This window comes from Ruegeria sp. AD9, assembly GCF_056542305.1.
The window spans coordinates 1-23,963 of sequence record NZ_JBQFZP010000028.1 but is presented as its reverse complement, the minus strand read 5'-3'; the positions used below and the strand labels follow the sequence as shown (position 1 = coordinate 23,963).

The 23,963-nt window shown below is 49.5% G+C and carries 12 protein-coding genes; 7 read left to right on the top strand and 5 right to left on the bottom strand.

The window, feature by feature from the left end; genetic code table 11:
* Positions 1–54: 54 nt before the first annotated feature.
* Positions 55–978 (bottom strand): LCCL domain-containing protein, encoded by a 924-nt coding sequence (locus ACR0AM_RS20625; protein WP_480623891.1) that lies wholly within the window; start codon positions 976–978, stop codon positions 55–57.
* A 592-nt stretch (positions 979–1,570) separates the two neighbouring features.
* Between ACR0AM_RS20625 and ACR0AM_RS20620 the strand changes: the two genes are divergently transcribed.
* Positions 1,571–3,940, top strand: coding sequence for a peptidoglycan-binding domain-containing protein (locus tag ACR0AM_RS20620; protein WP_480623890.1), 2,370 nt, complete (start codon positions 1,571–1,573; stop codon positions 3,938–3,940).
* A gap of 88 nt (positions 3,941–4,028) precedes the next feature.
* Positions 4,029–4,424, top strand: coding sequence for a hypothetical protein (locus tag ACR0AM_RS20615; RefSeq protein ID WP_480623889.1), 396 nt, complete (start codon positions 4,029–4,031; stop codon positions 4,422–4,424).
* Positions 4,425–5,059: 635 nt separating this feature from the next.
* Here ACR0AM_RS20615 and ACR0AM_RS20610 read toward each other — a convergent pair.
* On the bottom strand, positions 5,060–7,474 hold the full coding sequence (locus tag ACR0AM_RS20610) for a hypothetical protein (RefSeq protein ID WP_480623888.1): 2,415 nt from the start codon (positions 7,472–7,474) through the stop codon (positions 5,060–5,062).
* Between the two features lie 209 nt (positions 7,475–7,683).
* The gene (locus ACR0AM_RS20605) at positions 7,684–11,001 is read right to left on the bottom strand and encodes a hypothetical protein (RefSeq protein ID WP_480623887.1); all 3,318 of its coding nucleotides are present in this window, start codon (positions 10,999–11,001) and stop codon (positions 7,684–7,686) included.
* Positions 11,002–11,419: 418 nt separating this feature from the next.
* On the opposite strand from ACR0AM_RS20605, the gene ACR0AM_RS20600 reads away from it, so the two are divergent.
* Entirely contained in the window at positions 11,420–12,103 is a 684-nt protein-coding gene (locus ACR0AM_RS20600) for a ParA family protein (RefSeq protein WP_170576977.1), read from the top strand.
* Positions 12,104–12,113: 10 nt separating this feature from the next.
* Positions 12,114–12,407 (top strand): hypothetical protein, encoded by a 294-nt coding sequence (locus ACR0AM_RS20595; protein WP_170576976.1) that lies wholly within the window; start codon positions 12,114–12,116, stop codon positions 12,405–12,407.
* A gap of 242 nt (positions 12,408–12,649) precedes the next feature.
* Here the strand turns inward: ACR0AM_RS20595 and ACR0AM_RS20590 are convergent, their stop codons facing one another.
* A complete protein-coding gene (locus ACR0AM_RS20590) occupies positions 12,650–12,949 on the bottom strand; it encodes a hypothetical protein (RefSeq protein WP_480623886.1) in 300 nt (99 codons plus the stop codon).
* Between the two features lie 1,595 nt (positions 12,950–14,544).
* Between ACR0AM_RS20590 and ACR0AM_RS20585 the strand changes: the two genes are divergently transcribed.
* A complete protein-coding gene (locus tag ACR0AM_RS20585) occupies positions 14,545–14,952 on the top strand; it encodes a hypothetical protein (RefSeq protein ID WP_170576973.1) in 408 nt (135 codons plus the stop codon).
* A 616-nt stretch (positions 14,953–15,568) separates the two neighbouring features.
* On the opposite strand, the gene ACR0AM_RS20580 is transcribed toward ACR0AM_RS20585, so the two are convergent.
* Positions 15,569–17,671 (bottom strand): AAA family ATPase, encoded by a 2,103-nt coding sequence (locus ACR0AM_RS20580; protein ID WP_480623885.1) that lies wholly within the window; start codon positions 17,669–17,671, stop codon positions 15,569–15,571.
* Between the two features lie 670 nt (positions 17,672–18,341).
* Between ACR0AM_RS20580 and ACR0AM_RS20575 the strand changes: the two genes are divergently transcribed.
* Together ACR0AM_RS20575 and ACR0AM_RS20570 are read left to right on the top strand one after the other, a co-directional pair.
* Positions 18,342–18,722: a hypothetical protein gene (locus tag ACR0AM_RS20575; protein ID WP_480623884.1), complete on the top strand. Its 381-nt coding sequence runs from the start codon at positions 18,342–18,344 to the stop codon at positions 18,720–18,722.
* A gap of 313 nt (positions 18,723–19,035) precedes the next feature.
* Positions 19,036–23,940 (top strand): DEAD/DEAH box helicase, encoded by a 4,905-nt coding sequence (locus tag ACR0AM_RS20570; protein ID WP_480623883.1) that lies wholly within the window; start codon positions 19,036–19,038, stop codon positions 23,938–23,940.
* Positions 23,941–23,963 lie beyond the last annotated feature (23 nt).

The window sequence follows — 23,963 nt, the reverse complement described above, 5'->3', positions numbered from 1 at the left end:
TCTCATCTCCACTCTCTGATGGTTACGATGAGCCTGAAATCCTCCGCTACGCAATCAACCTAGTCTGTTCCATGGGTGCTGATGGCGGACAGCGTGAATGCTGAGCAATCCACCTGTAAGAGATTGTGAATAAACAGTTTCATAAGCATTTTTGAACGCCTCTGGGTATTTTCGAAGCGCATCTTCAATGGACGTATATCGATCACGATGTAGTCCAATCACTCCCCTGCGATATCGTCCGTCAACACTTAACTCATTGACGTCGAAAAAACGCATTGGGATCACCATTTCACCTTCGACTCGCCCCCAAAACCTATCTTCAAAAAGCCAGTAACCGACAAAGGACTCTGCGGTCCCGCTGGTGACACGCATTAGTACCGTTCCAACTGGAAAACTGTGCCAGTTTTCTAACCCCAGCCTCGGATGAGCAAATGCCCTAACCCCCGGGACTTCCTGAAGATTGAAAAGCACTCGTCCATCAAAATAGCACCTTTCGGATCCTTCTTTCCAGACACCCTGGAGTTCCTCTAAGTTTGCCACCCCAGTTATTTCTGCTCTGCTCTTTGCCCGCAGCTCTTCGAGATCCATTTGAGTTCGCAGAGCCTTTACTGTGTATCCAGGACCACCCCGCCCCTCGTGGCTAACAATACCGTTTCGTTCCACAGAGTGGTATTCGGTCAAGCCTGGATGAGGTTCTATTGCGATAATGCCAAAATTCTGACTATCAAGGATCCCGGAGTGAGCTGCTGCCGCACATGGATTGGAACCATATCGGTAGATACCATCGCCAAATACCTTGAATTCAGTTCGATTTGTACACTCGCAAACCGTGGTTCTCCAGGGTTTGCGATACCGCCAACAATCTCCAAAACGCCCAGGTTCCAGTTCAGAGTTTTCCTGAGCCAATGAAGCAGTTGGGTGTGAAAAGAGTACAACAGCCAAAATCAGCGCAAGTCTGACAACGTAACAAACAAACAAATGAAGCTCTCCCAAAAGCTCTAGAATGCGAATGATAGGTTTATGTTCTGTGATAGAAATACGATGCCAAATCTCGGCTCCTAGTCCTAAGAGGTGATCAAGCTTTAGAGCTCTTTATTAGCGGAATGCCGCCCGATTTTAGGGGTGCTTCAGCGTATCGCGGTGAATACCACTCGTCCAGCGGCATGAATTTAAACTCTCGGACGAATGCGATAACGTTCACGGATCGCAACTAAGAACCGACGCGACCCTTCATTGATGAGCTGCCCTAAAGCTATGAGTGAGAGGAAGATTAAGATGACTGTATTGCGACGTACGCCTGAATGAATTGTTCCAAAGTTCGCATGGTTCTCATCTGTGATCAGTTTGACTAAGTGGGTCTGATTTTAAATCTTATTGTGCAAAAACTTGACGACGGCTTATAATGCGAGCCAACTATCAGGAACCAAACAAGCAAGTGAGAATAGTTTAAAGTACGAAGAACAAGTGGGCTGAACATTTTATTTTTTAGTTTCAAAAACCTGTTCACGCCCCCTGCCAAAAGCACGAAGTGTTGCCGCATAAAAGGTTTTTTTGTAATTTGGAGACTTAGATGAATTCCCCAAGGTTGGCTAGTATACTGTTTTTAAGTGGATTTTTTTGTTTTTTTGGACACGACATCACGGCTCAAGAAAAATACGAATTTCGTACGATCAATAATTTTGGCTTGTTCGACTACGTTTCGTTTGCGGTATCGCTTGGTTACTATGATCTTGGGAAAGACTACCAGCGCAATAGTCGGATTGATCACGTCGCAGACTATCTCACAAGAAATTTGCACCAAAGCAAGTGGCAAGCGATGTCGGCATTCGAACAGCGCCAATTTAGGAAAGATTTGATTCAATCTGTTGAAAAACGGGCAGCAGAATTCCCAACGACAATGGAATTCGATGTGTCATTTCAAGTTGAGATTGGGAAGGATTACTGGTTTGGAGATGAAACCTCTCTGGATCTAGAAACACTTGGTAACTTTTGGGTCTGCATACCCTTCGAAGTAGCCGACGCCACAACTGCAAACGGTGCTTCCGGCGGATTTCCTTCAGTTCAAATTGTTTGGCCGAGTCAGTTTTCCGGCGGGCAAACTCGAAGATGCCCAAACACAGCTAACGGGGTTATGCGCGCATTTCCTGGACGCCTTCCGATGCCGGATGACAGCTTTGCAGAAGCCATGTTTGAAAGTGGTGGGGTGGCAACGCTGGAGACAACGTGCAGTCTTTCAAATGGGAGCATTGTTCACGCTAGACAACAAGGAAGTGGAAGTATTTTTGCCGGTTTGTCCCAAACCGGAACTGGCCAAGGTTTTGGTTGTATCAACAATGGAGAAGTTACTATCCGCTCGGGTGATAATTCTCTGACGCTCGTTACCCGAAGTGGTTCCCAGCTTTTTGGTCGTTCACAGGATGTTGCAGCGTTGATGCCCTACTTCGAGGCGCTTACAGACTCAATTGCCGCTGGTGATCATTCCGCACTGAACAGTCATATAGATAAAACAGTTCCGAACGCAGATGCCACCTGGCGACAAAATTTTCCGTCGGCATCTGTTTACGTTGTGGCGCGACGCCCCAACGGCGAAGAACAAAGCCGCGCAATAATGTGTCTAAAAGGGCTACCCGGACGGCCGGCGTACTTAGCATGTGGCAAAATCGACGCCGAATGGCAGCCCGACACAAGTGTTTCCCAATCAAATGAAGTGGCCTTTGGCCAAATTAAATCTGAAGCTTCCTCAACGCCAAGTTCTACTCCGGAAGATGCCCAGAGTATACTAGACGAGGCAGAGAAGCTCTACCAAGGAGCTGATACGTCTCCTGCCAAACTGGTGCAAGTGAAACGGCTCCTTGACCAAATCGCTTTAGAACATCCCACCACTGACTTGGCGGTAAGTATTCTACTGCAAGAACAGATAGGTGGAATTGATGTAGCAGAGCTAGATAACCTTCTGAAGCAGCAAGAGGAAAAAATACAAGAGACTAGTTCCGTTTCCGATTGCATTGGGAACTCGTTGCCCGAACAGCCGTCCCAAGACTTGCGTGCAGTCATTCAAGTCGATCAGAATGGTGTCGTAGAGGGTTTCCCTGAGCTGGTGAACACAACTGCGATAGATGCAGCCACGCGCAAGTTTTTCAGTGACTTCGTTGCTGCACTGGATTCCTGCGGACCTTTTCCACCGTCATTCGCCAACAAGTCGGTCACGGCCGAGGTCTCGGTTGATGGCATCGTTTATATGACCGTCGACACTTCAGAAACGCAAAACGAAACTATCGCGGAAAACGCCACACAGGCGCTACCTGAAAGCAATCGTGTAGGCACTTTCGCACCAGCTACGAAAGAAAGCGAAGCTGCATTGTCGTTGGATAGCGGTGCAGTTCGAGATATCCAAGCTAGGCTGTTGGTTTTGGGGTTTGATCCAAACGGAATTGACGGGAAAGTCGGGAAAGGTACTAGAAGTGCAATCTCACGGTGGCAAAGCTCTCTAGGTGTTGACCCGACGAGCTTTCTCAATGACCAGTTCCTCGATGAGTTGAAGGTTCAGTCAAATGAAAAGTTGGCAGTTTGGTTAAATGATGCCGACAATCAGAGGATTTACAACCCGCCGCCGCCAATTGCGATTGGACCAGGTAATGTAACAGGAAATTGGCGATACGTTACAAATTGTGGTTCGAATAGTCGCGTTGGTAAGATAAAAATCAACGGTGTGATGAACATCAAGCACGCGGGTGGTAACAGATACACTGGTTCGCTAAGAAACTCTCAGGGTTTAAACGCGAGGATCAACGCCACCTTGAACGGACGTTCAGTATCTGCTGTCGCCAACTTTGGGCTATTGCTCGGAAAGACGACACTGAACGCGAGAGTGGCCGACTACAAACTAGCTATGTCTGGAAGGGATTCAAATCGCTGTTCCTTTTATGCAAGCAAAGGCTAGTACAACTGGTTTTTAACTGATCAGTTGACTGACGTTCTAACGCGTAGACAAACTAGAGAATATTGAATGAAATTAGAGGGGTTAACTGGTGAAAGCTGGTGGAGTTCTAGGATTAATTGGTGGTTTAATCGCACTGCTTGTAGGTGTGGTCGGGTTCAAATTAGCGGGAGCTGGATCAGGTATTATGTCAGGCATCGCATCATTCAACGGCGATGCTCATTCCGCTCAGGTTAACGCGGAAGTTCAATCATCGCTAGCGTTCTACAAGACAATGTCTTTGCTGATGCCAATAATTGGCATTTTGGGAGCCGGCATGGCCTTTAAGAATGGTAAACTAGGCGGAGCCTTAATGGGTATTGCTGCGTTGGGCATTCTTTGGGCTTTTGGCTTCGGGGTTTTTTCAATAATTTGCGTAGTCCTTTTGGGTATCGGTGGTTTCTTGGCATTCTCGGATGCACAGAAGGGACTGCAAACCGAGCCCTAAGACTTCGCAAACCTCATCAATCTGGCATAGCAGGGGCTGCTCAACAGCCCCTGTAAACCTTACCCGTCAACTGAGGCGTTAGATGACTTGGCAGCCGTATAGTTTGGGTCGATCTCCATTGGAAATAGACTGTCCGATAAGCCCGGTTAAAGTACTTGTTCCCACGCCGAATCTCTGAGTGGAGTTAGAGCGGATAGTGAATTCGATTGAAGAAATACCTTCTTGGTAGATGCGAAAGCGCCTAGGTTCAGAAGAATAATTTCTTACTGTGTATAGCCGGCCCTGTCCCTGGGCTGCTGGAACTGGCCCATACGAAACTATTTGCATTGTGGAACAATCACCAACTGTTCTATCGAGTTCGCTTTTGCAAGACAGACCACGCCTGCGACGCTCTTTTTCCAAGAGCGGCACCGCCTCATTGATTTTAGTTGAAAATGCATAGCGCCCACACAATTCGCTGTTTGATAGATCTGCGGCATCTTGTTCGGAAAGTTTTGCGGTAGGTACAGCGCAATTTGACAGCATTAAGGTGCTGATAAGGACACTACTGCTGACTGTCCGAAAGATGATTTGTTTCCCTACATACATAGCGCTCGAAAATAATTCGTTTTTTTTTGAGTTAACCCGTCTGACGCTTATTTGTTTCCGAAAGCCGCATCAAAGCACTGAAGTCTGGCAATGTCGTTATCAACTGATGTGCAGTGGTGAGCTTCGAAAGAATGGTCTTTTAGTGGTGGTACTTGAGAAGCTGATGTTTGTTGGGTGGATTTGGTGCTTCTTCCTGCACAAACATCCGAAAGCTCTTGCAACAATTGGCTAATTCTTAGAGAGTTCAGTCCCTTAAAGAAAAAACCGCCAATAGCTTGGGACTCGTCTGAACTTAAAGTGTCGTCGTCTGTTCGCTGAGTAATTGTTCTCAATGAGAAGGATCGGCCGAACAATGGGTTTAAAGTAGTGTTACCCCGAGCCGAAGACTGCAAGCTCGAATTGACGTCGTAGCTCTCAAGATCGACAGTATAAATTAGGGTCTCGACACCAACAGTGTTTTGACCACTAGAATTTGATCCCAACCACCATTCCCATCCGCCCGATGAAAAATCTCGATTTCCGGCAATAGGGGATTTGTAGACAATAGTGAACCGACAAGAGTTTTTTTCGACGGTTGATGTCAAGCCAGGACCTGAAAACAAACGCTCCAAATCGACTACTGTGGTCTCCATGTTTGGAGGAATAGGTGTATACTGTCTTGGCTTGCTTCCATCGAGTGGAATCGCCAATTGTTGCTGCGAAGCAAGGTCGGCCCATCGGCGTGTATGATATGGTGCAAACCCATACGGTTCGACAGCATGAATTAGCGAAGTTTGCTTTCCTTTTAGGTCAGTAATTACCCAGGGTGCTTCTCCGCTCTTACATGTAGACACCGTTTTACAGTTCCATCTAGCAACCGCCCCATAACTGAAACAGACTTGGGACTCTGTTATTTTGTAGACGCCAATCGTTTCTTTCCCTGTTGCGTTCACAAATATCGTGTTGGCAATATCTCCTCCCCTTGCCAGATACTCGTCCCAGTGCTCATCTTTCTCATTTGTTCCTGAAATTTTCGCGCCCCACAGTAAACTCTTCAAAGGGCCACCAGAAAGCGGGTTTTCCGCTAATTCGCATAGCGCGCCGCTGGGCGTCTTCGTGGAGCTAACGGGAAGGATCTGTTGCCCAGATCCAGATGGTAGCTCGCGCAAACTTGTGCCCTCAATGGCGATACGAGCAGCCCTCTGCGGTCCATCTTTTCCCCAGTTGAAGGCAGCATCGACCCAATCCTTGGGCTTTACAATAAGGGCAAAAGGAGAGACGTTGGAGGCATCATTTCCGACTTCGACAATCCTATCCCGAAGCATGATGGCTGTTTCGGTATCACCTTGCTTTTGGCGAATCAAAGCACTCCGCTCCAGTTTCAGGATTTGCGCGACAGCAACCGCGTCGTCAGGGCCGTATATGTTTTCAGCGCGCCCAAGAATGTCTTCGAAGACGTCCTTTGCGATACGATCAGATTGTTCAGATGGTTCCCGGCTCATTAACTCAGCGACACTGTCAGTTCCCACAACAGCGGCAATCATCTGTTGATCTTGGTTTTCAATAAGACCTTGCGTGGCAAGATAGATATCCACAAGATCCCAAAATCTACGTATTAGTCCGGAACCCACTGCTGACGCTTGATCAGGAGCAGAAAGGAAATGTAGTGGCTCCTGAATAGCCGTCGATAGCGCTGCCACAGCTAAGTTTTGATAGCTTCGGTCTGCGCCTGGCAGCGCCCACTCACGAACGATAGTCTCACTAACTAAGTCTGATGTGATAGATATTGCAGCGTCTTTGACGAAACCTTCCGAGACATTCTGCGTGAAGCTTGGGCTTACGCCTGATCCAAATAAGTCACCACCCAAAAAGAGTTTGTCCAAAAATTCATTTGGCGCAACACTTAGCCTATTGAGAACCAATTGGCCAAAAGTCTCAGAATATGCCAGTTCGATCACATTCTCAAAGGTCTCAGTGATGGCTTCCCTAGCCAAAGGAGATCCCGAGAAAATTGAGGCTATTTCTTTTTGAACGCTTGGGTAACGCTCGGCTAAGCTTTCATTGGGCGGGCCCCCTGACGGCGAAAGTGCCACGGGATATGGATATTCAGCAATGAGCCTCTGAGTTGAAATTGGAAGGATTGAAGCTGAGTGTTCATTCAATCCGAGACCGTCTCCTAAGTAGAAGACCCCGTCCTCTCCAATAACGATTGCAGCGGTGGGACATCCTGCGGACCCGCACAAGCTTGGATCCCAAACAAGAAATGATCGGCGACTACCGATTTCCAATTCTTCGGAAAACTGCACTTCTCTGAACGAGAGCGTGTCTGTAGAGCAGGAAACTTGGCAGTCACTGGAAATTATTTCGGGAACGGCACTTATGATCTCGTTAGAGGAAATTAATTGGTCAGCCAAAGCTGCGCCTGCCCAGAGACTTGGCATAGCCAACAAACAAACCAAATGCGCAGAACCAGTAACTCTCATACCTTCACCTTTAGAAAATTGGCTTCACTCCAATTGAATAGAGATTGGCACTGAAAGTTGCCTCTCAGCAAGCTTGCTGAAACACTTTAGTAGGAGTCTATCAATATGTGGTGTTGGCTGAGCAAAAGTTAGCGTTAGCAAGCCGGGTATGCCGTTAGATGCAAGCAACCTCAAAGCTCTTTGTGAAACACACATGAGGTTGCTGCGGTTCACTTACTGTCGGTTTTCGGTTCAATGATCTTGCAAAACTCTGTCAAAGGACCAGTCAAAGCTTCCAATTTTGCTCGCGCTCTTCCGTCGTTGCCGAAAATCAGTGCTGACTTTTCCCGTGATGAACGTCCAGCATCGGTCTTCATCCGAAACGTAACTTGGATCGGGCACTGACCGTCAAAGCCCCCATCATAGATAAATCTATATGGGTCTTTTGACATTTCTTTCGCGGTGGGGAGGTCTTGCGCGGCGAGCTGTTTGGAAGCCCAGATATCCGGCATGAATCTGGCGCAGTCAGTCGGTGAAAGAAAAATCACATCATGGGATTGAACGGCGCGTTGGATCCGTGTGCCGCCCTTTTTGAAACTCCGCCATTGTTCAATGCGGTCAACAGTGGCATCCACAACCACCGGTGAAAGCAGATACACGTTTTTGGGACATTCATTGTGGATCAACCGGATGCGATCCATCGCCTGTAAAATCTCCATTTCCCGGATTTGCCTGAGAATCCTATCCCCCCAAGCATCGGGATGTACAACGACCTCCAAGGGCGAAACCCCTCCTTTAAGCCGGATTCCTCTAGAGACTTTAGTGTACTCCCCGCTTTGGAAGACATCACCTGTAGCGGCAGCATAGGCTCGCGCGATGCGCTCGATGTCCTGGCAAGCCGGTTGCTCACGGCCAATTACAAGTGCTGAAGGGCAACCCTCCCATCTGTTCTGCCCCCTTAGAGCACCAAAGTGCCCTGCCCGTTCCGGATTGATAATGTCGAGTGACTGGAGAACACTTTTGCTTGCAAACACTGCGGCGTCAGGCTGATGCGCAATGACCTGTTCAACCCAGGCTTTGAGCCTTTGGTTTTCCTCTTGGATCTTAGGGGTTAAACCCTGCCGGGCTTGGCTCATCTGACACAGTCGACGCTTAGAAAAGTTGCATCCTACTACCTGAGTAATTTTGGCGTTTCGCTCCACTGGATGATGATGGCAGGCAAGATCTGGTCCGAAGACTATCCGAGAAAGATCCGGATCTGCCGTGCCGTCAAGATACAGAAATGGAATGTCGTTTCCATGTTTGAGCGACTTGATCCTCACTGCCTTCAAACCCGGCGCGACGTTTGGGTCATCCCGATCAGGGCCTCTCTTGAAAACGCTAACCGCTTCTTCATGACCGCTATCAATTTCGGAGCGAAGACACTCGAACAAAAACTGAAGCGACTGAGCTTCTTCGGTGGACAGTCTTTGCAGCCTACTGCTCAAGCGCGCAATGTCGCGCGCGTTCCATGTTTGAGTGCCATAGCCCAGAGCCTTTCGAATAATAACTGACACCGATATCGAGTTAAAGGCTTCGAGTGCCGCGATAGCTTGTTCGAAGAGTATGGGCGTTATGCCAGAGGCTCTGAGTGCACTTAGAGACACGCTGGCAGACTGCCCAAGCGAACTTAATAGGGCTCGTTGAACACGGGTAACGGGATGCTCATCGACAACGGCAGCAACTCCTATTGTAACGCCGTGTTCTTTCGAAAATGACCGGGCCTCAGGAAGAATGAAGTCCCCGAGTTCTTCCAATGTGACATCTACACTTTCAACGGCGAAATCTCTCGGGCGCTCATCAAAGATGACAAGGTCAGGTTTCGCTTCACCAGGCAGCGGCAAATAGCCAAATTCGTGCGGGGCAAAGATAATTAGACCGGTCTTTTCCCTCAAAGCCCGTTTGATCTCGGCCTCTTGGCGAAGATATCCGCAAGTGTCTTGATGTGGACATCGTTTGCACAGTGATGAACGAACCGACCAACCTCGAGCCGACACGTACCGGGCTGTCTCAAATACCCGGCACATTTTTACCCCGTTTTCCATTGGGTCGGGCTGACCCCGCCCACGTAGGCCTATCGCGAGGGGAGTACCAGCCGGCGCATTGAAGATATAGTCGTCGAGCGCTTCTTGAACTTTTGCATGATCCGGCAAGAGCATCAGTGAAACCAGGCCATGTGTTTTGTGAAGAAAGCCTGGCGCTCCCTCTCTGCCAACGAGGAACGCTGTCTTCCCAACGCCTTGCGCCCCGGACAGAAGAACACGCGGCGCTGTTACAGGTCGAGGGCCATCTGTGAATTGCCAAGATTTGGCATGGTAAGCCAAGGCTTGTCTTCCCCAGTCTTCCAAAACCTGGGCATGCTTTGCGATGGCCTCTTCACGATGGAGGGTCGGAGCTGGATAGAAAGGTACTGTCGCGACTTTAATGTCGCTTTGGCTGAGCGGTCGCTCCAGGCCAGTTTCGAGACCGTTCTCAACTACTTCGTCCGCACGTTTGTATCCAACAGATCGCGCAGCTTCGACAAGGCTTTCTCGAGCCTCGTCGAAGGAAATGTGTCCACCTGCTACGTAGCCGCCAACGAGTTGAACTTCGTCGAAAATCCGAGGGTTGGATGCCCCCTTCAGCACAATTCGTTCGCAGGCCTTGGACAACTGCTGTCGTCCAAAATTGGATGTCGACGTGCATCCTTTTGAAGACTTGGTAAGAGAACCCTTGTCGTTTCTTCTATTGGACTGCCTTGGATTGGCATGCCTTTTCTTGGCTTCGATTGGGAAGGCAATGACTGAGGCATCGACAGCATCTTTGTACCCTCTAAACACTCCTGATCTGGGGCACCCTGCGAGTGGATCAGATACGCCCTGAAAGATCGGGAAGGCCGTATAATTGGGTTGAGCAATGCCCGCGAGAGACTTGTCACTTCCGGCATGTTCGAACAAAAATCGACGCTCGTGTGCAAACAGAGGACGGTTTGCCAGGCACCAGAAGTGAAACTTGGCCAAGTCATCTTTCCCGGGGGCTGCCGCGCTAGAAGACGCTTGCCAAACTACGGATACGCCTTGCAGCACAGGTATTTTGCGACAAAGTTCGCTCCAGGCCCATTGCGCTAAGGCCGCCGGATCTTCCCATCCCAAATGGTCGGGACGTACGAGATCATCCACATCGAAATGTAAAAGACAGGAGCCTCTGTCTTCGAGCGTCGCAGGCAGCCCGTCACGTGGATTGGCCAATCTTCGTATTTTCTTTTGATTGCGGCATGCCTCGGTGACTGAGCCCATCACGACCACTTTGGACGGCTCGTGAGCCAGCTCTGCGAGCAAAGCTGCCAGACCATCAAACCCTGAGATTTCGGCTTCATGAGGTTTGAAGTGTTTTGCTCGACTGCTGCGCTCCACCCCGCCTGGATGAAACACCTTCGTTTGAGGTTTGTTGGTGCTGGCCTCTAAGACAGTTACTTTAAATACATTAGTTTTCGCGGCGACCTTAGTTGTCCGCTCGGCATCAATTGCCATGGGTGTTTCTCCTGGAGCACATAGCCAGGCGCGTTCAGTTTACGTAATGCGAAAATTCTCAAATTGACTGACACTGCTCGGGTCCTGCCATTGGGCTCTCATCCATTGGCCAGCGAAATTGCTGACATGCGGAGTGTCCCGACCTTTGGTTTAGCGGTGGTTTCTAAAGCCGAGAGTCAAGGCTGGCGTTCAGGTTTTGTTAACTTCACACAACACCAGGGCTTACCCGAGGATGGGAAGGGCTTGGAAAGGCAAACCTAAAACTGCCAAGTCTTGGCATGGCAATCCTCGCAAACCCAAGACAAAGAAAGCCAATCTAAGACTTGGCCTCCGAATTCTTGCTTTTCCAAAGCATCTTTAAATTTTCAGAAAGGTCGATCTGCCAATATGGAACCAGGCAAGAAAAAGGAGTTTTTAAGTGCCTGTTATTTCGTTTCTTTCTCCAAAAGGCGGATGTGGAAAATCAACCATCTGCGCGTTGATTTCACAAGAATTCTCTAGGCTAGACCTGTCCTCAATCATTCTGGACACTGATCCAAAACGCTGGATTTCCAGTTGGGCGAACCTGAAACCGCTGAACCGCAATATCGATGTGCGCCCCGTCGACCAAGAGGACTTGACGGACGCAATTTTTAAAGCGGCAGTAGAAGCTAATTTTGTACTGGTGGATGTTGAAGGCTCAAACGATGCCAGCTTGATCGATGCAATCTTGGTCTCTGACTTTGTTGTTGTACCATGCCGAGCGAGCAGGATGGATGCCCTGGGCGCTGTGCAGGTTCTCAAGCAAGTACGCCAGAAAAGCCAGGTTCTGGGTAAGAAAATTCCGGCCAGTGTATTGCTCAGCCAGACAGAACCTGGGGCAGTAGAGTTCCGGATCACAGGCGCCATTAAGGCCATTCTTGAAGAAGCCGGTGCGCCACTGTTGAAAACACAATTGGCGACCCGACCCGTCTTTCAAGCCATGATGAGCCTGGGCGGTGACTACATAGATCTACCCCTAGCGTTTCAAGGATCTTCGCCAAAGTCCGCATTCGACAATGCAAGGGCGCTAGCACGCGAAATTCTCCTGTGCGCCACTAAACCCACTTCCGAACATATCTAAGGAGATTCAGATGAGCACCCAAACAAGAGTTCCAAACATTGGGAACATTCATGAAGAAACATTAGCAGATATGAATTTCAAACGTGGGGCGTCTGTGTCCCCGTCACAGCTGAAGCTGGCACAAATGAGCCCGAGTCGACGAAGAGCAGCGCTTCGGACAAAGACGTTTACTTCAGATGTGAACCCAGCGCTTTATGCGGCATGGGACGAACTTCGCGAGGCTAAAGAGCTAACAGTTGTCCGAGCTCTAGAACTGTCGCTAATCTCTTTTCTGAACGCTAACGATAAATATTTTGATTTGTGAATTCGATCTCCTGCCCATTCTGGGCTGGAGGCTTGCGCGGTTGCTTATGAGTTTCACTGGTAACAATTGCGATGTCTTTACGGCGAATTGCGTGAACTGCCTCCCAAACCGCCACAAGGTAAGCGTCATTCCTTATCGGTTCGTGTTTCCTAGCTGTGACTAAAGTTCATTCAAAGCTCGAGCGACTTTGGCCGTTTTTAGGCGCAGTACTTCTACAATCTGGTGGAAACTGGCAACAAAATTCATTCGTCGCGATCCTCAGGTTTAGGGCTAGAGGCAACGACTGCTCCCTGTTTGTCCATGCGGTTGATTATGGATCTAACAATTGCTTTATTCTCTTTCTTAACTTGGGCTTTTTCTCTTGATTCTTTGACTAGGAACGCTTTTTTTTCGTCTGGCGACATAGCCTTCAGTTTGGCTTTTCTCGCTTTGCGCTCAACTTTACGTGCCTGACGAAACTCGTCGAGCTTGGACCAAGGTTCACTTGCCTGCTTTTTCTTGGATCTCTTCGATCTATGCTTTGCTGCTTTACTCAGCTTCACTGATTGCTCCGGGAAAATACCCTTTGTGTAGACAGGTCGATTATTAGTCTAGCCTGCATAGATCAACGGCACCAACCCTTCTTGAGTTGCTCCGATACACCGTCAGGAACATTTCGGCAGCTTCAGCATCAACCAGCTTTCCATTGTAGCGGATGCAGTCCGTTGAGCAAAGTGCCGCCAACTGTTCCAAATCGTCTTTGAAAGCAAGAATTGTCATTCAACATCAACGCCGTCCCTCCTGCAAACGCTTTAGGGATTGTCTAGTCCTCTAGCCCCTGATCTTAATCCAAGCATACATGCCACTGCCAGTCTTCGAGAAGGCCCATTGACGAGTTGCTCGCCGGTTACACCCAACCTGCGTGGTCAAAAAAGCAAAAAACTCCATCAAAGCATTTCTATCCTGAATGTCGAGTGTCGAGAACCAACCGTAATTGCTCGACGAGATTGAAAGTCGGGAAGTCCAAGGGGTTACCCCCCTTTTTCCGCGCCAAGGAAAAAAGGGGGTAAACCGGGGGTAGCCTAAGCGAGTCTTCAACGGTTCTTCCCAAGTTTCTAAATTGGCGGGTTTAGCTACCTGCTCTGAACGGAGCTCATCGACGAACACCGGTTATCTTTTCTATATTTTCTCTTTTCTACAGTTTCTCATTTCTATCTTTTCCACTTTTCTATTTTTTTCACTTTTCTATCTTTTTGCCTTCCGAATTCACATCTGACCTCAAGTAAACCTCTTTAAAAAAATCAAATAATTTCAATATGTTACGTTGTTTTTTTGTTGACATGTATTTTTAGACATGTCAAAAGAACTGCGCAATAACAATCAAATGGAGATGCTCATGCTTGAGTATATTCGAACCGCCTACCACCAACTTCATGTCGCAGCAGTTATCATTCATGTTCTGCTTGTTTTCGGCGAACTGCTTCACATCCTGCCACATGCATAAGGACCCCCAAATGACCTGTACGCACTTTGACATAGCCAGGCAGGTGCAGCCTCTCCTTCGACACCGTACTATTTCAGCCTAACTGGCTTGATACGCGGTCGGCGTCGAATGACAGGCTGCACCTGCCTCTGCTCCTCTATCAGAGAAAAAGTCAAAAGAAAGTACCTTTTCCCTTTCGTATCGCGGCACATCCAACATCCGACCGCAAAGCGTTGCTGGTGGATTATTGCGATTCCAAAAAGGTGCGGTTCGCTCTCCTCGGTTCTGTTGTGAAAGACCTCAAGCTTTGATTTTTGACTGGTTCGCACACCAGAGCGCCTTTCATGAATCTCCAAAAAAAGTGCTGCGTCGGATGGAGAAAAAATCTCAACAAACCCGGTTACAAGATATCTTTTGCCGCAAATATCCAGCACGCCAAGCCAAGCAGAGCATTCATTGTGATTGGGGATCCCATTTGGGTACAGCTTTGCAGATCCTGTCTTTGTCATATTGCTTAACCTCATTTGCTCGATGGCAAATGTATGTGCGGACGCAAGCAACAACGGCCTGTCCCGCGGTGGTTGATGAGTTGTTTGTTGCAAGGACGTTACCAAACTTCTGGCTATGCGAACGTCCAACAACAAGTTGTGCCGCTAGCCAAATGGAGTTTACGCGATGGGAAAAGCTGCCCGGAGTTCAAAGACCCGACAAACTGAACTCATTGGAGTTAGGTTGAACTCGGATTTGAAAAGCCTGTTGGATGAACGGGCCAAGGAAAATGGTATCTCACCTACTTCGCAGGCTCGCGTCCTGCTTGCGCGTTCACTCGGGTTCTCAAACGAAGTGGAAACGCGGCCACCATCTCGGCGTTGCACTCAAAAAACGATCTCGCAAGATCTAAAACGCGCCATCTGTTTTCTGGATCTTTTGCAGGACTTGCGCAAAGAACTTCGATACCTCACGCATACCCTAAAGCGCGCCGATGACGATCCTTCTGAATGCCTCGCCATTGCTGCCGCTCTGGCCAAGATATCTGCTTCCCTACATGGCATCCAAATCCATGTGATAGGAGGCAACACGTGATCATCAAAACATCTCGTGTCCCTACCGGTCATACCAACAAGATTGCCAAATACGTTGCCGCCAAGGGCGAAAACGAGCGGGTTGATTGGCTTTGCGGGCATCCCGATGACATCCAAATCATGGGTGAGATTTCGAAGCTCTCGGGAAAAGCTTTCTCCGTACGGCACGTGATTCTGGCACCCCAGGTCCGTTTAGATCACACTCAGCTCGCGCAAGTGATCAAGGCATATTGCCAGGAGTATCGAGTACCCGGTTCCAGCGTAAGACGCCTTTGCCTGATTAGGCATGTGAAACCGCGTGCTTCCACGGAGTGCACAAATGTTCACTGGCATCTCGCGATACCGGAGACAGACCCCCTCAGTTTGAGAGTACTCAACAGTTCCTTCACACGAATCCGAGACGAGAAGTTGTCCCGAATGTCCGAATTGATGCTCGGCCACCCTATTGTGCCAGGGCGTTTCACCAAGCAGGTTTTTGAAGCTTTGAAGAAGGAGCAGCCGAACCTTGATCTTGCTCCTTACTGGAAAGCGCTAGAAGAGTTTAGTCATGGCGCAAGTTTTTCGATCATCCGAGACAGACCTATCGGTCGCGCCCAAGACGAAGAAAACAGTCCGTCTCACCCCACCGGCATAAGCTCCGGTGAGGTAAAAAGTGCTCCCGAGTGGGACGCGACATGTGTCCCATTTTGGCGAAAAACTGTTTCGATCTCTGCTTTGTAGATCTCGCGCTTCTCAAGCAGAAGAGCGCTCAAATTTTCGATGACGGCTCGGTTTTTTTCGATGACGTCCTTCGCCCGAGAACTGGCCGTTTCCAAACGTTCCAATACGTTGCACCGAATTTGCTCATCCTGAAGGATGTTACTAAGGTTCGTCACTTCGACTGGCCGCCACAGCAAAGGATTTGCGCCAAGTCCAAACATCTCTTCCAGGCGCGTCGCAAGAAGTGTCGCTTGCGCAAGGTCACTTTGCGCACCGCCGCCAGAGCCAGTAGAAACCGATCCAAGAAAAGCCATTTCCGCTTCGCGCCCTGCAAGAAGCATTGCCAGCTTCGCTTCAAGCTCAGCGAGCAATGGAAATGGGCTCTTGTTCTCAAAGGACACAACCCCACCTCCAGTTCGGATCTCGGCACGATCAGGCAAGCCGAGCCCAAGAATGCTCCCTGCAATAATGTGACCCGCTTCATGATAAGCAGCCCGCAGCAAATCCGATTGCGAACTCTCAGGCACAATATTCTCCGCGGCGGCCCACAGATGAGCATCTTCCAACGTGGCTCCTTTATATCTCGCCAAACTGCGGGCTTGTCGCACAATCGCCGCCGCATCCGCGCCTGTGCAGCCAATAAGATGTGCAGCCACGTCCTCAATCGTGCGCAGCGTAATTTCATCGCCGCAATGGTCTAGAAGAATGTCGACAAGTGCGTCTTTTCCGGGCTGTGACATCTCAATTTTCAGATCAAAACGCCCCGAGCGCACTAACGCTGCATCCAGTTTTTCTGGATGGTTACACGCCCCAACAACCAAGACACCTTGACGCTGATTGGCTTTATCCATTGCTTCAAGCAGGCCATTGAGCGCCGATCTAGTATAGTTTGCGTTCTCACCGCTTGCGGTTGCACGATCTTCAAAAGAGTCGATTTCATCGATGAATAGTACCGTCGGCGACCTTCTGCACGCTTCATCGAAGGACTTGCCCATTGCCGCCAGAAAGTCTCCCAAATGGCCGTGCCGTTGCCAATCCGCGTAGCTCGTCGCAATGAAGTGCGCACCGATCTGACTGGCAAGCTTCGAAGCTGCAAATGTCTTACCTGTGCCCGGCGCACCAAACATGAGAACGCCCCTGGGAATTTCCGACCAATCCAATTGACCGCCTCTCCATGTTTGAATGTCGGCAGACAGTTGCTTCAGAACCGCTTTCGTCGAACCCAAGCCCTTTACTGCGTCGAGCGCTGACTTATCGGCCGCAACCGAGTTGTCATCAGCAAATCGAATAAGCGCTTCCACCATCTTCTTGGTGTCTGACTGTCGCACTGCGGTGGTCAGCTGTTCCAGGGTCAAACACTGCAACTTCTGTGCTTGAGGCAGTTGCCCAAGGATCGGTTGCACGTCCGGCTTGCAGCATGGACGGTGTAGTACCTGGTGGAGTTTTAAAACGATTTTCTGAGAGATTTCGGCTAGCCGCACAACTTGTGTTGCCGCCTGTCGGATTGTTTCAGGAATTTCCTCCAAACACTCGACAATGCACAGGAGCGGCTGTGGCTCCGCCATGCGATCAGACAAGTTTTTCTCAAACTCATCTTTTCCTTTGGCCCAACGCGATGAATAGGTCCTAGAATTCCGAGTAACAAGGCTGATCTTTGGAAGGTGTTTCTGAGCTTTCATTGTTGCCGGCATGAGGCCGCGTTCGAAAGCGTCCTCTACATGCTCAACCCATGCCGGATCACCGGTTTCAACGACGGTGAAGCCATAGGGAGCATACAAGCTTTCAATGACGGTCTTTTGGTCCTCGGGGAAGCTTGCAATCAGCCGGATCAAAGCTGCCGCAGAGTGGATATCGAGTTTTGATGAGCAAGCGAACCACTTCGTCCCCGCGCCCGCTTTTCCCTCATCTGCTCCCCAAGGATTTTCTTGAAAATCGGTAGAGCATAGTTCACGCAGTGCGTCCTCGAACCAGGTGTTGAGTTGTTTGAGAAAACTGGAAGAAGTCTTAGATCCTCGTGGCATCGAGCACCCCTTTTGTCGGATTCAATCTGAAGCAGCTTGGAACGGTCGAACTACGACCAGGGACTATCCAAGCGATATCAGCCGCACGCTGGGGCGACTGAACAGTTCAGGTTGTTTCACAACAAAAGTCATCGATATTTCCAATTTCGGATCATCAACTTAGCGCCGCTTGGCAACATGTACAAGACCCGATTTATTACCTTCTTCAGAGCTCTAGTTTACGGATCTTTGTCCATAATTTTGTCTCATTGTTTAGATATCCGATCATGGTGCCAGAACCAGGTTAACTTGGGATTAACGTTTTCAGCCAAATGTGCTGTCGACTGATCGAAGAGGCGATAGAAAGCTAGCCTATCTGGGTACTACGCAGAGGCCATGCACAGACCAAATGGCACTTCCAAAATATACTTTTTATATAATAATTATATAATATATTGCATTCAGATTTTACTCGCGTAGTATCAAATCGAGATTGATGGGTTGAAATTCTATGCCTACGGCCATGGTAATTTTTACGAGCAAGAAGCCAGAAGACGTCGCGGATTTGGGCGGGACTGGGTGGTGGAAAGTCGATCCCGTGAAGGCACGGGGTGCGACCCATGTTGTCCTTACTCACAACGCCTTCGACAAGAGGCGACCTGGGGATCCAGAGCATCACGGTGAATCGTTCATGGTAGCGACGATAAAAGATGTCTTGCAGGATGATGACGGTCGTTGGCTGATTCAGTTTGATCAGTACGCGGCAACAAATTCAGGGCTGAAATGGCCAGGCTACAGAAACCCCGTCAACTACACGGACACTGATTGTATACTTGATCAGCTTGAGATCGGCGATTGGCAAAAGATTAAAGAGGTCTCATTTGAGGACGCACAGGCAATAAGGCGGCGTGACGATGCTTCCGCGGCGCGCATGCAAGCAAGACAGGCCGTAACTTTAGGCACTGGCGAACCGACGTTTGGCGAGATTATTGAGTTGCACCGTGAACGGCTTGCCGCCGATCTGGGGGTGGATCCTAGCTCCGTCCGAATATCCATCGAGACACTGAAATAGTGGATTACAAAGGCATAAAATGAAAAATTTCAGGCCGAAAGAAACATGCACTCATTCTCCTTTGTCTGTAGTTTCTTGAATTGCACGACGAAGCAATAATGAAGAAGAGTTCGAAGCTGCTCTGGAGCCCTTGCCCTTCGCAAGTGAGTTGCCTCCAGCAAAAAGTGTTTATTGGAAAAGACAGCTTAAGGCTTTTGGCGGGTTTTCAACCCAGAAGCGAACCCTGCGCCTTTTTTGGAGCTGAAGTGCAAAGCTCGACAAAAATGAGCAACCAAGAAAGTCACTAGAGCGATACAAGTTAGCGGAACACCCAATGGACGTTTTTAACCTAGATCAGTTTGTTATCGACCAGTACAAGGCATTTTCTCGCTCGTTCACTAAAATAAAGTCCCCGGAAATCACCGCAAAAGTTGATGCGCTTTACGAGGGAAAACACTTTTGGCCCGAACCTCTTCTACAAATTAATCCCCACTATGCCTCCGGTGGTTCGATACGTGAATTTGTTGAAGGCGGTGTGCTTGCACCTGAATGCTCTGAAATTTTTCAGGACAAGTGGGGGCCTGAAGGCCAGGATGACCCCACACTGAAACTTCGCAAACACCAGGAACAAGCGGTGAGCTTTGCGAAGGATAAGCAGAGCTACGTTGTGACGACCGGAACCGGTTCCGGAAAGTCCTTGTGTTTCTTCATCCCAATAATTGACGCCGCGATTAGGGATAAGAAAGCAGGTGGTGGGCCCAAAACCAGGGCTATAGTAATTTATCCAATGAACGCGCTGGCAAACAGCCAGGCCAAAGAACTCGAAGGCTATCTAGGTTCAGCTACCGAAGGATTGGTGACCTATGCCCGGTACACTGGGCAAGAGAGCAGCGAAGATCGAGAGCTCATAAAGGCAAACCCGCCTGATATCCTGCTCACCAACTTCATGATGCTTGAACTGTTAATGACACGTCAGAGTGATCTGGACCGCAAGGTTTTACAGAATTGCGAAGGCTTACAATTCGTTGTTTTAGACGAATTACATACTTACCGAGGTCGACAAGGCGCTGATGTCGCGATGCTCATGCGCCGGCTCCGTTCTCGAATCGGCGACCCGAAGAAACCTCCACTCTGTATCGGGACATCAGCGACTATGGCGTCGGAAGGCGCTGAACACGAGAAGAACGAAGCAGTTTCCCAGATCGCAAGTCAGATTTTCGGAAGCAGAATTGGACCAGACGCTGTCGTTACAGAAACACTAGAACGCGTCACAAACCCCGCCAAAATTGGTGGTAAGTCTTTGATGGGATTGTCGAAGGCGGTAGAAGAAGCGGCTACCGGTGGCGTGGCAGTCGGGCGGAAGAACAATGACTATTTTGATGACCCCCTAGCAATTTGGGTTGAAACAAGGATCGGCCTAAAGAATGTCGAAACCAAGCCGGAACGTGCTAAACCAATCTCGTTAGCGGACGCCGCAAGTCAATTGTCAGAGGACTGTGGCCTTCACGAGGAAGTTTGTTCGCAAGCCCTTAGAGAAGCGCTAATTGGTTTCAGCATCCCGGAAAAAGACAGAGTTAAAGGCAGCCGAGAAAACACGCCGCTATTTGCATTTAAATTACACCAGTTCGTGGCGGGTGCCGGCAGATTGTACACAACACTACGACCTGAAGGGCAGCGCGATGTTACCTTTAGTGGCCAAATCTTTAACCCGAATAAGGCAGATGAACGTCTCTATCCTACGCATTTCTGCCGAAACTGCGGACAAGAGTTTCACCCGGTAACCTTGAGAAGCCGTGATGGTGTCGACGTCTTTGAAAAGCGCGAAATAGACGATATTCCGGTCGACGGCGATGAAGATGACGACGGTGCCGACTGGGGTTTTCTCATGCCGGAGCCTGAAGATTCGAATTTCGCATTTTCAGGAAGAGATGAGGATTACCCTGATGCATGGTTGGATGAAAAACCAAATGGTGAGAAACGTTTAAAGCAGACGTATCGAAAAAAAAGAGCGCATCAGTATTCCGTTCTTCCTGACGGAACAGCGCACGCCGGAACACGCCAAGCGTGGTTTTTACCAGGCAAATTCCGCTTTTGCCCTTCTTGTGGGGACGTGAATACGTCGCCTGCTCGCGATATCAACAAGCTTGCATCGTTGAGCGCGGAAAGTAGGAGTTCAGCAACCACCATATTATTGTCGACAATATTGCGATGGATGAATTTGCCGGACTCCACGATTGCACAGCATTCTCGCAAATTACTCTCTTTTACAGACAACCGACAGGACGCGGCACTTCAAGCAGGCCATTTCAACGATTTTGTCTTTGTCACTATGCTTCGCGGTGCCATCGTGAGTGCACTGCGGGCTGCCCCGACTGGCATATTGGATGAAGCTGGAGTTGGGCAAGCAGTACAAAAAGCGCTTGGTTTCCTTGCTGCGCCGGAGTTCGCGGAGAGAGCGCCAGAATGGTTATTCAATACTGGGGTGAAAGGTGAGCGTCGAAACGATGCCGAGGCCATTCTGCGCCAAAACCTTCAACATCTTTTCTGGATCGACCAAAGAAAAGGTTGGAGATACACCAACCCCAACCTCGAACAGCTTGGTTTGCTTGCAGCAAAATACAAATACTTGGACGATATTGCTGCCGACAACCAAGAGTTTCAAAGCTCACCCATTTTGAGCGACGCCTCGCCCAGCGAACGCAGAATTGCTCTGAAAGTACTCTACGACCATATGCGTAAGGGACTTGCTGTTGACTGTGCGGCCTTGAATCGTTTGAAACTCGAGGAGCTAGTAGGAAAAAACCACAACCTTATTAAGTCACCTTGGAACGTGGACGATGACCGCATCGTAACTGCTGCAATCTTCATGACCGATCCCCCCAAACGGAAAGAAATGAAGAACAAGGATGAGGACAAACTCCTCCGGGGGACTCCAACGAGCGCAATCGGCAAAAAGATGCGAGACCTGACCTTTGGAGGTCGACGGGTCACTCTCAAAGAAGTGCCAGAAATCTTTGATGCGCTGCTAAAGGCATCCGAAAACTATGGGACGGTGGTAAAGGAAGGAGGTCCATTCGGCGGAATGGGCTATAGACTGGCAGGGTCAACGATACAGTTTACGCTTGACGAAACTCTGTCGAGCGCAGAGCTGGAAAACGAGTACTTTGTCGGAGTCTACAAAACCATTTCCGACATGCTCGATCACGGTGGGCAAACGCTGTTCGGTTTTGAAGGGCGCGAGCATACCGCGCAGGTCGAAGGCGAGCTTCGGGAGTTGCGGGAGATGCGTTTCCGCTACGAAAAAGAAGATCAAAAGTCCTTGGTCGAGGAAGAAGAGAAGCTGAAGGGTTTCAGAGAAGACGACCGCTTCTTACCCACACTTTTTTGTTCTCCTACCATGGAACTTGGCGTCGATATTTCGGCGATGAACGTCGTTTACTTACGTAACGCCCCGCCAACCGCAGCTAATTACGCACAACGTAGTGGTCGCGCAGGTCGGAGTGGGCAGGCTGCATTGATCGTCACTTATTGTGCAGCGCAAAGCCCCCACGACCAGTACTTTTTTAACCGCAAAACCGACTTGGTGGACGGCATCGTTGTTCCGCCTTCTATTGATCTCAAAAACAAGGATCTGGTTGAAAGTCACCTTAACGCCGAGTGGCTGGCGTCCCTTGGAATGGAGCTCCAGGCAAGCGGAATTGAGCTGGATAGGAATATTAAGGGAAACTTGGATCTTCTAGATCCAGAAAAAGACCTTCTCCCGGAAATTCGCGACGTAGCATCTGATCGTCGCACCGCCGATCAGGCGAAACCGCTCATTGAGGCTGTGCTGACTGCACTGGAAAATGACTACGCGGGAGAAAACCCGCGATGGTTCAAATCGATTGCACAAGTTGCTGAGAGCGTCATCGCTAAAGCTCCAGATCGGTTCAATAACTCATTCAATCGTTGGCGCGATCTACTAAAGGCCGCGGAGCGTGCAATCCATTTGGCGGATAAGTCTCTCAAAGACTACACAATCTCTCCGAAAGAGCGCAAAGCTGCGGAAGAACGCAGGCGAATGGGCGAGTTTCAACGCTCGATACTGCTTTCGACCCAGTCAAAGAGGGATAACGATTTCTACATTTATCGCTATCTTGCGACCGAAGGTTTCCTACCAGGTTACAATTTCCCACGTTTACCGTTGATGGCCTATGTACAAGGCGGGCAAGATGGCAAGAACCAACGCTACATACAGCGGGCACGTTTCTTGGCTATCTCTGAGTTCGGTCCTCAAAGCCTTGTTTATCACGAAGGTCGTGCATTCCGTGTCGACCGCGCCCTACTCAAGGAGGCAGGAGACCGTGACGATGGATACCTAAGCACCAAGTCGAGAGCACTTTGCCCATCTTGTGGAGCGAGCCACGACGGGGAGCACCCTGAGCGATGCCACGTGTGCAATGCACCACTTAGCAAGTCAGTGCCGCTTACAAATCTCTATCGCATCGAGAACGTCGGAACGCGACCTGCCGAAAGGATTACGTCCAATGACGAGGAGAGAAAACGGCAGGGTTTTGAGATACAGACCACGTTTGCCTTCGATGAATCTAGCTATACAGCATCTATGAAAGTCTCGGATGATGCTGGTGAAATCATCACGATGGATTATGCGCAAGCAGCTTACATCAGCCGGATCAACAAGGGGCTCAGGCGGCGAAAGGAAAAATCCCAGGTTGGTTTCTTCATTAACCCAAGGACTGGCGTTTGGGTTGGCCAGCCCAAAGATGACGGCAGTAGCGACGAAAGACCGGATCAACTCACGCAACTCATAGTGCCGCTCGTAGAAGACCGCAAGAATGCGCTACTAATCCGTTTTCCGGAGTCCTGGCTCGCAGCTTTAGGAAATAGATCCGCCAATACTCTTTCTACGCTCCAGCATGCGTTGGCAAGGGGTATCGAAGCCGTATTCCAACTGGAAGAAGGGGAGATACTCGTCGAACCAACACCTTCTCGCCAGGAGCGCCTAGCACTTTTGTTCTATGAAGCTGCTGAAGGCGGAGCCGGCGCTTTAGGGCAAATGATTTCGGAAACCGCCAGCATCTCGAGCGTCGCCCGCAAGGCTCTCGAAATCATGCACTTTGACCCCGCGAGTTTTAACGGCGCCCGCACTGATCTCAGCAAATTGTCTCAAGAGTGTCCGTCATCGAATGATTTGGAACACGAGCGTTTGATTGGCTTAGGAGGATCAGGCTCGCCGTAGTTTCAATCTACGCCGCGTTCTGA

Coding starts and splice junctions, on each gene's coding strand:
- ACR0AM_RS20620 (WP_480623890.1), top strand. CDS start 1,571: ATGAATTCCCCAAGGTTGGCTAGTATACTGTTTTTAAGTGGATTTTTT.
- ACR0AM_RS20610 (WP_480623888.1), bottom strand. CDS start 7,474: ATGAGAGTTACTGGTTCTGCGCATTTGGTTTGTTTGTTGGCTATGCCA.
- ACR0AM_RS20605 (WP_480623887.1), bottom strand. CDS start 11,001: ATGGCAATTGATGCCGAGCGGACAACTAAGGTCGCCGCGAAAACTAAT.
- ACR0AM_RS20595 (WP_170576976.1), top strand. CDS start 12,114: ATGAGCACCCAAACAAGAGTTCCAAACATTGGGAACATTCATGAAGAA.
- ACR0AM_RS20585 (WP_170576973.1), top strand. CDS start 14,545: ATGGGAAAAGCTGCCCGGAGTTCAAAGACCCGACAAACTGAACTCATT.
- ACR0AM_RS20580 (WP_480623885.1), bottom strand. CDS start 17,671: ATGCCACGAGGATCTAAGACTTCTTCCAGTTTTCTCAAACAACTCAAC.
- ACR0AM_RS20575 (WP_480623884.1), top strand. CDS start 18,342: ATGGTAGCGACGATAAAAGATGTCTTGCAGGATGATGACGGTCGTTGG.
- ACR0AM_RS20570 (WP_480623883.1), top strand. CDS start 19,036: ATGGACGTTTTTAACCTAGATCAGTTTGTTATCGACCAGTACAAGGCA.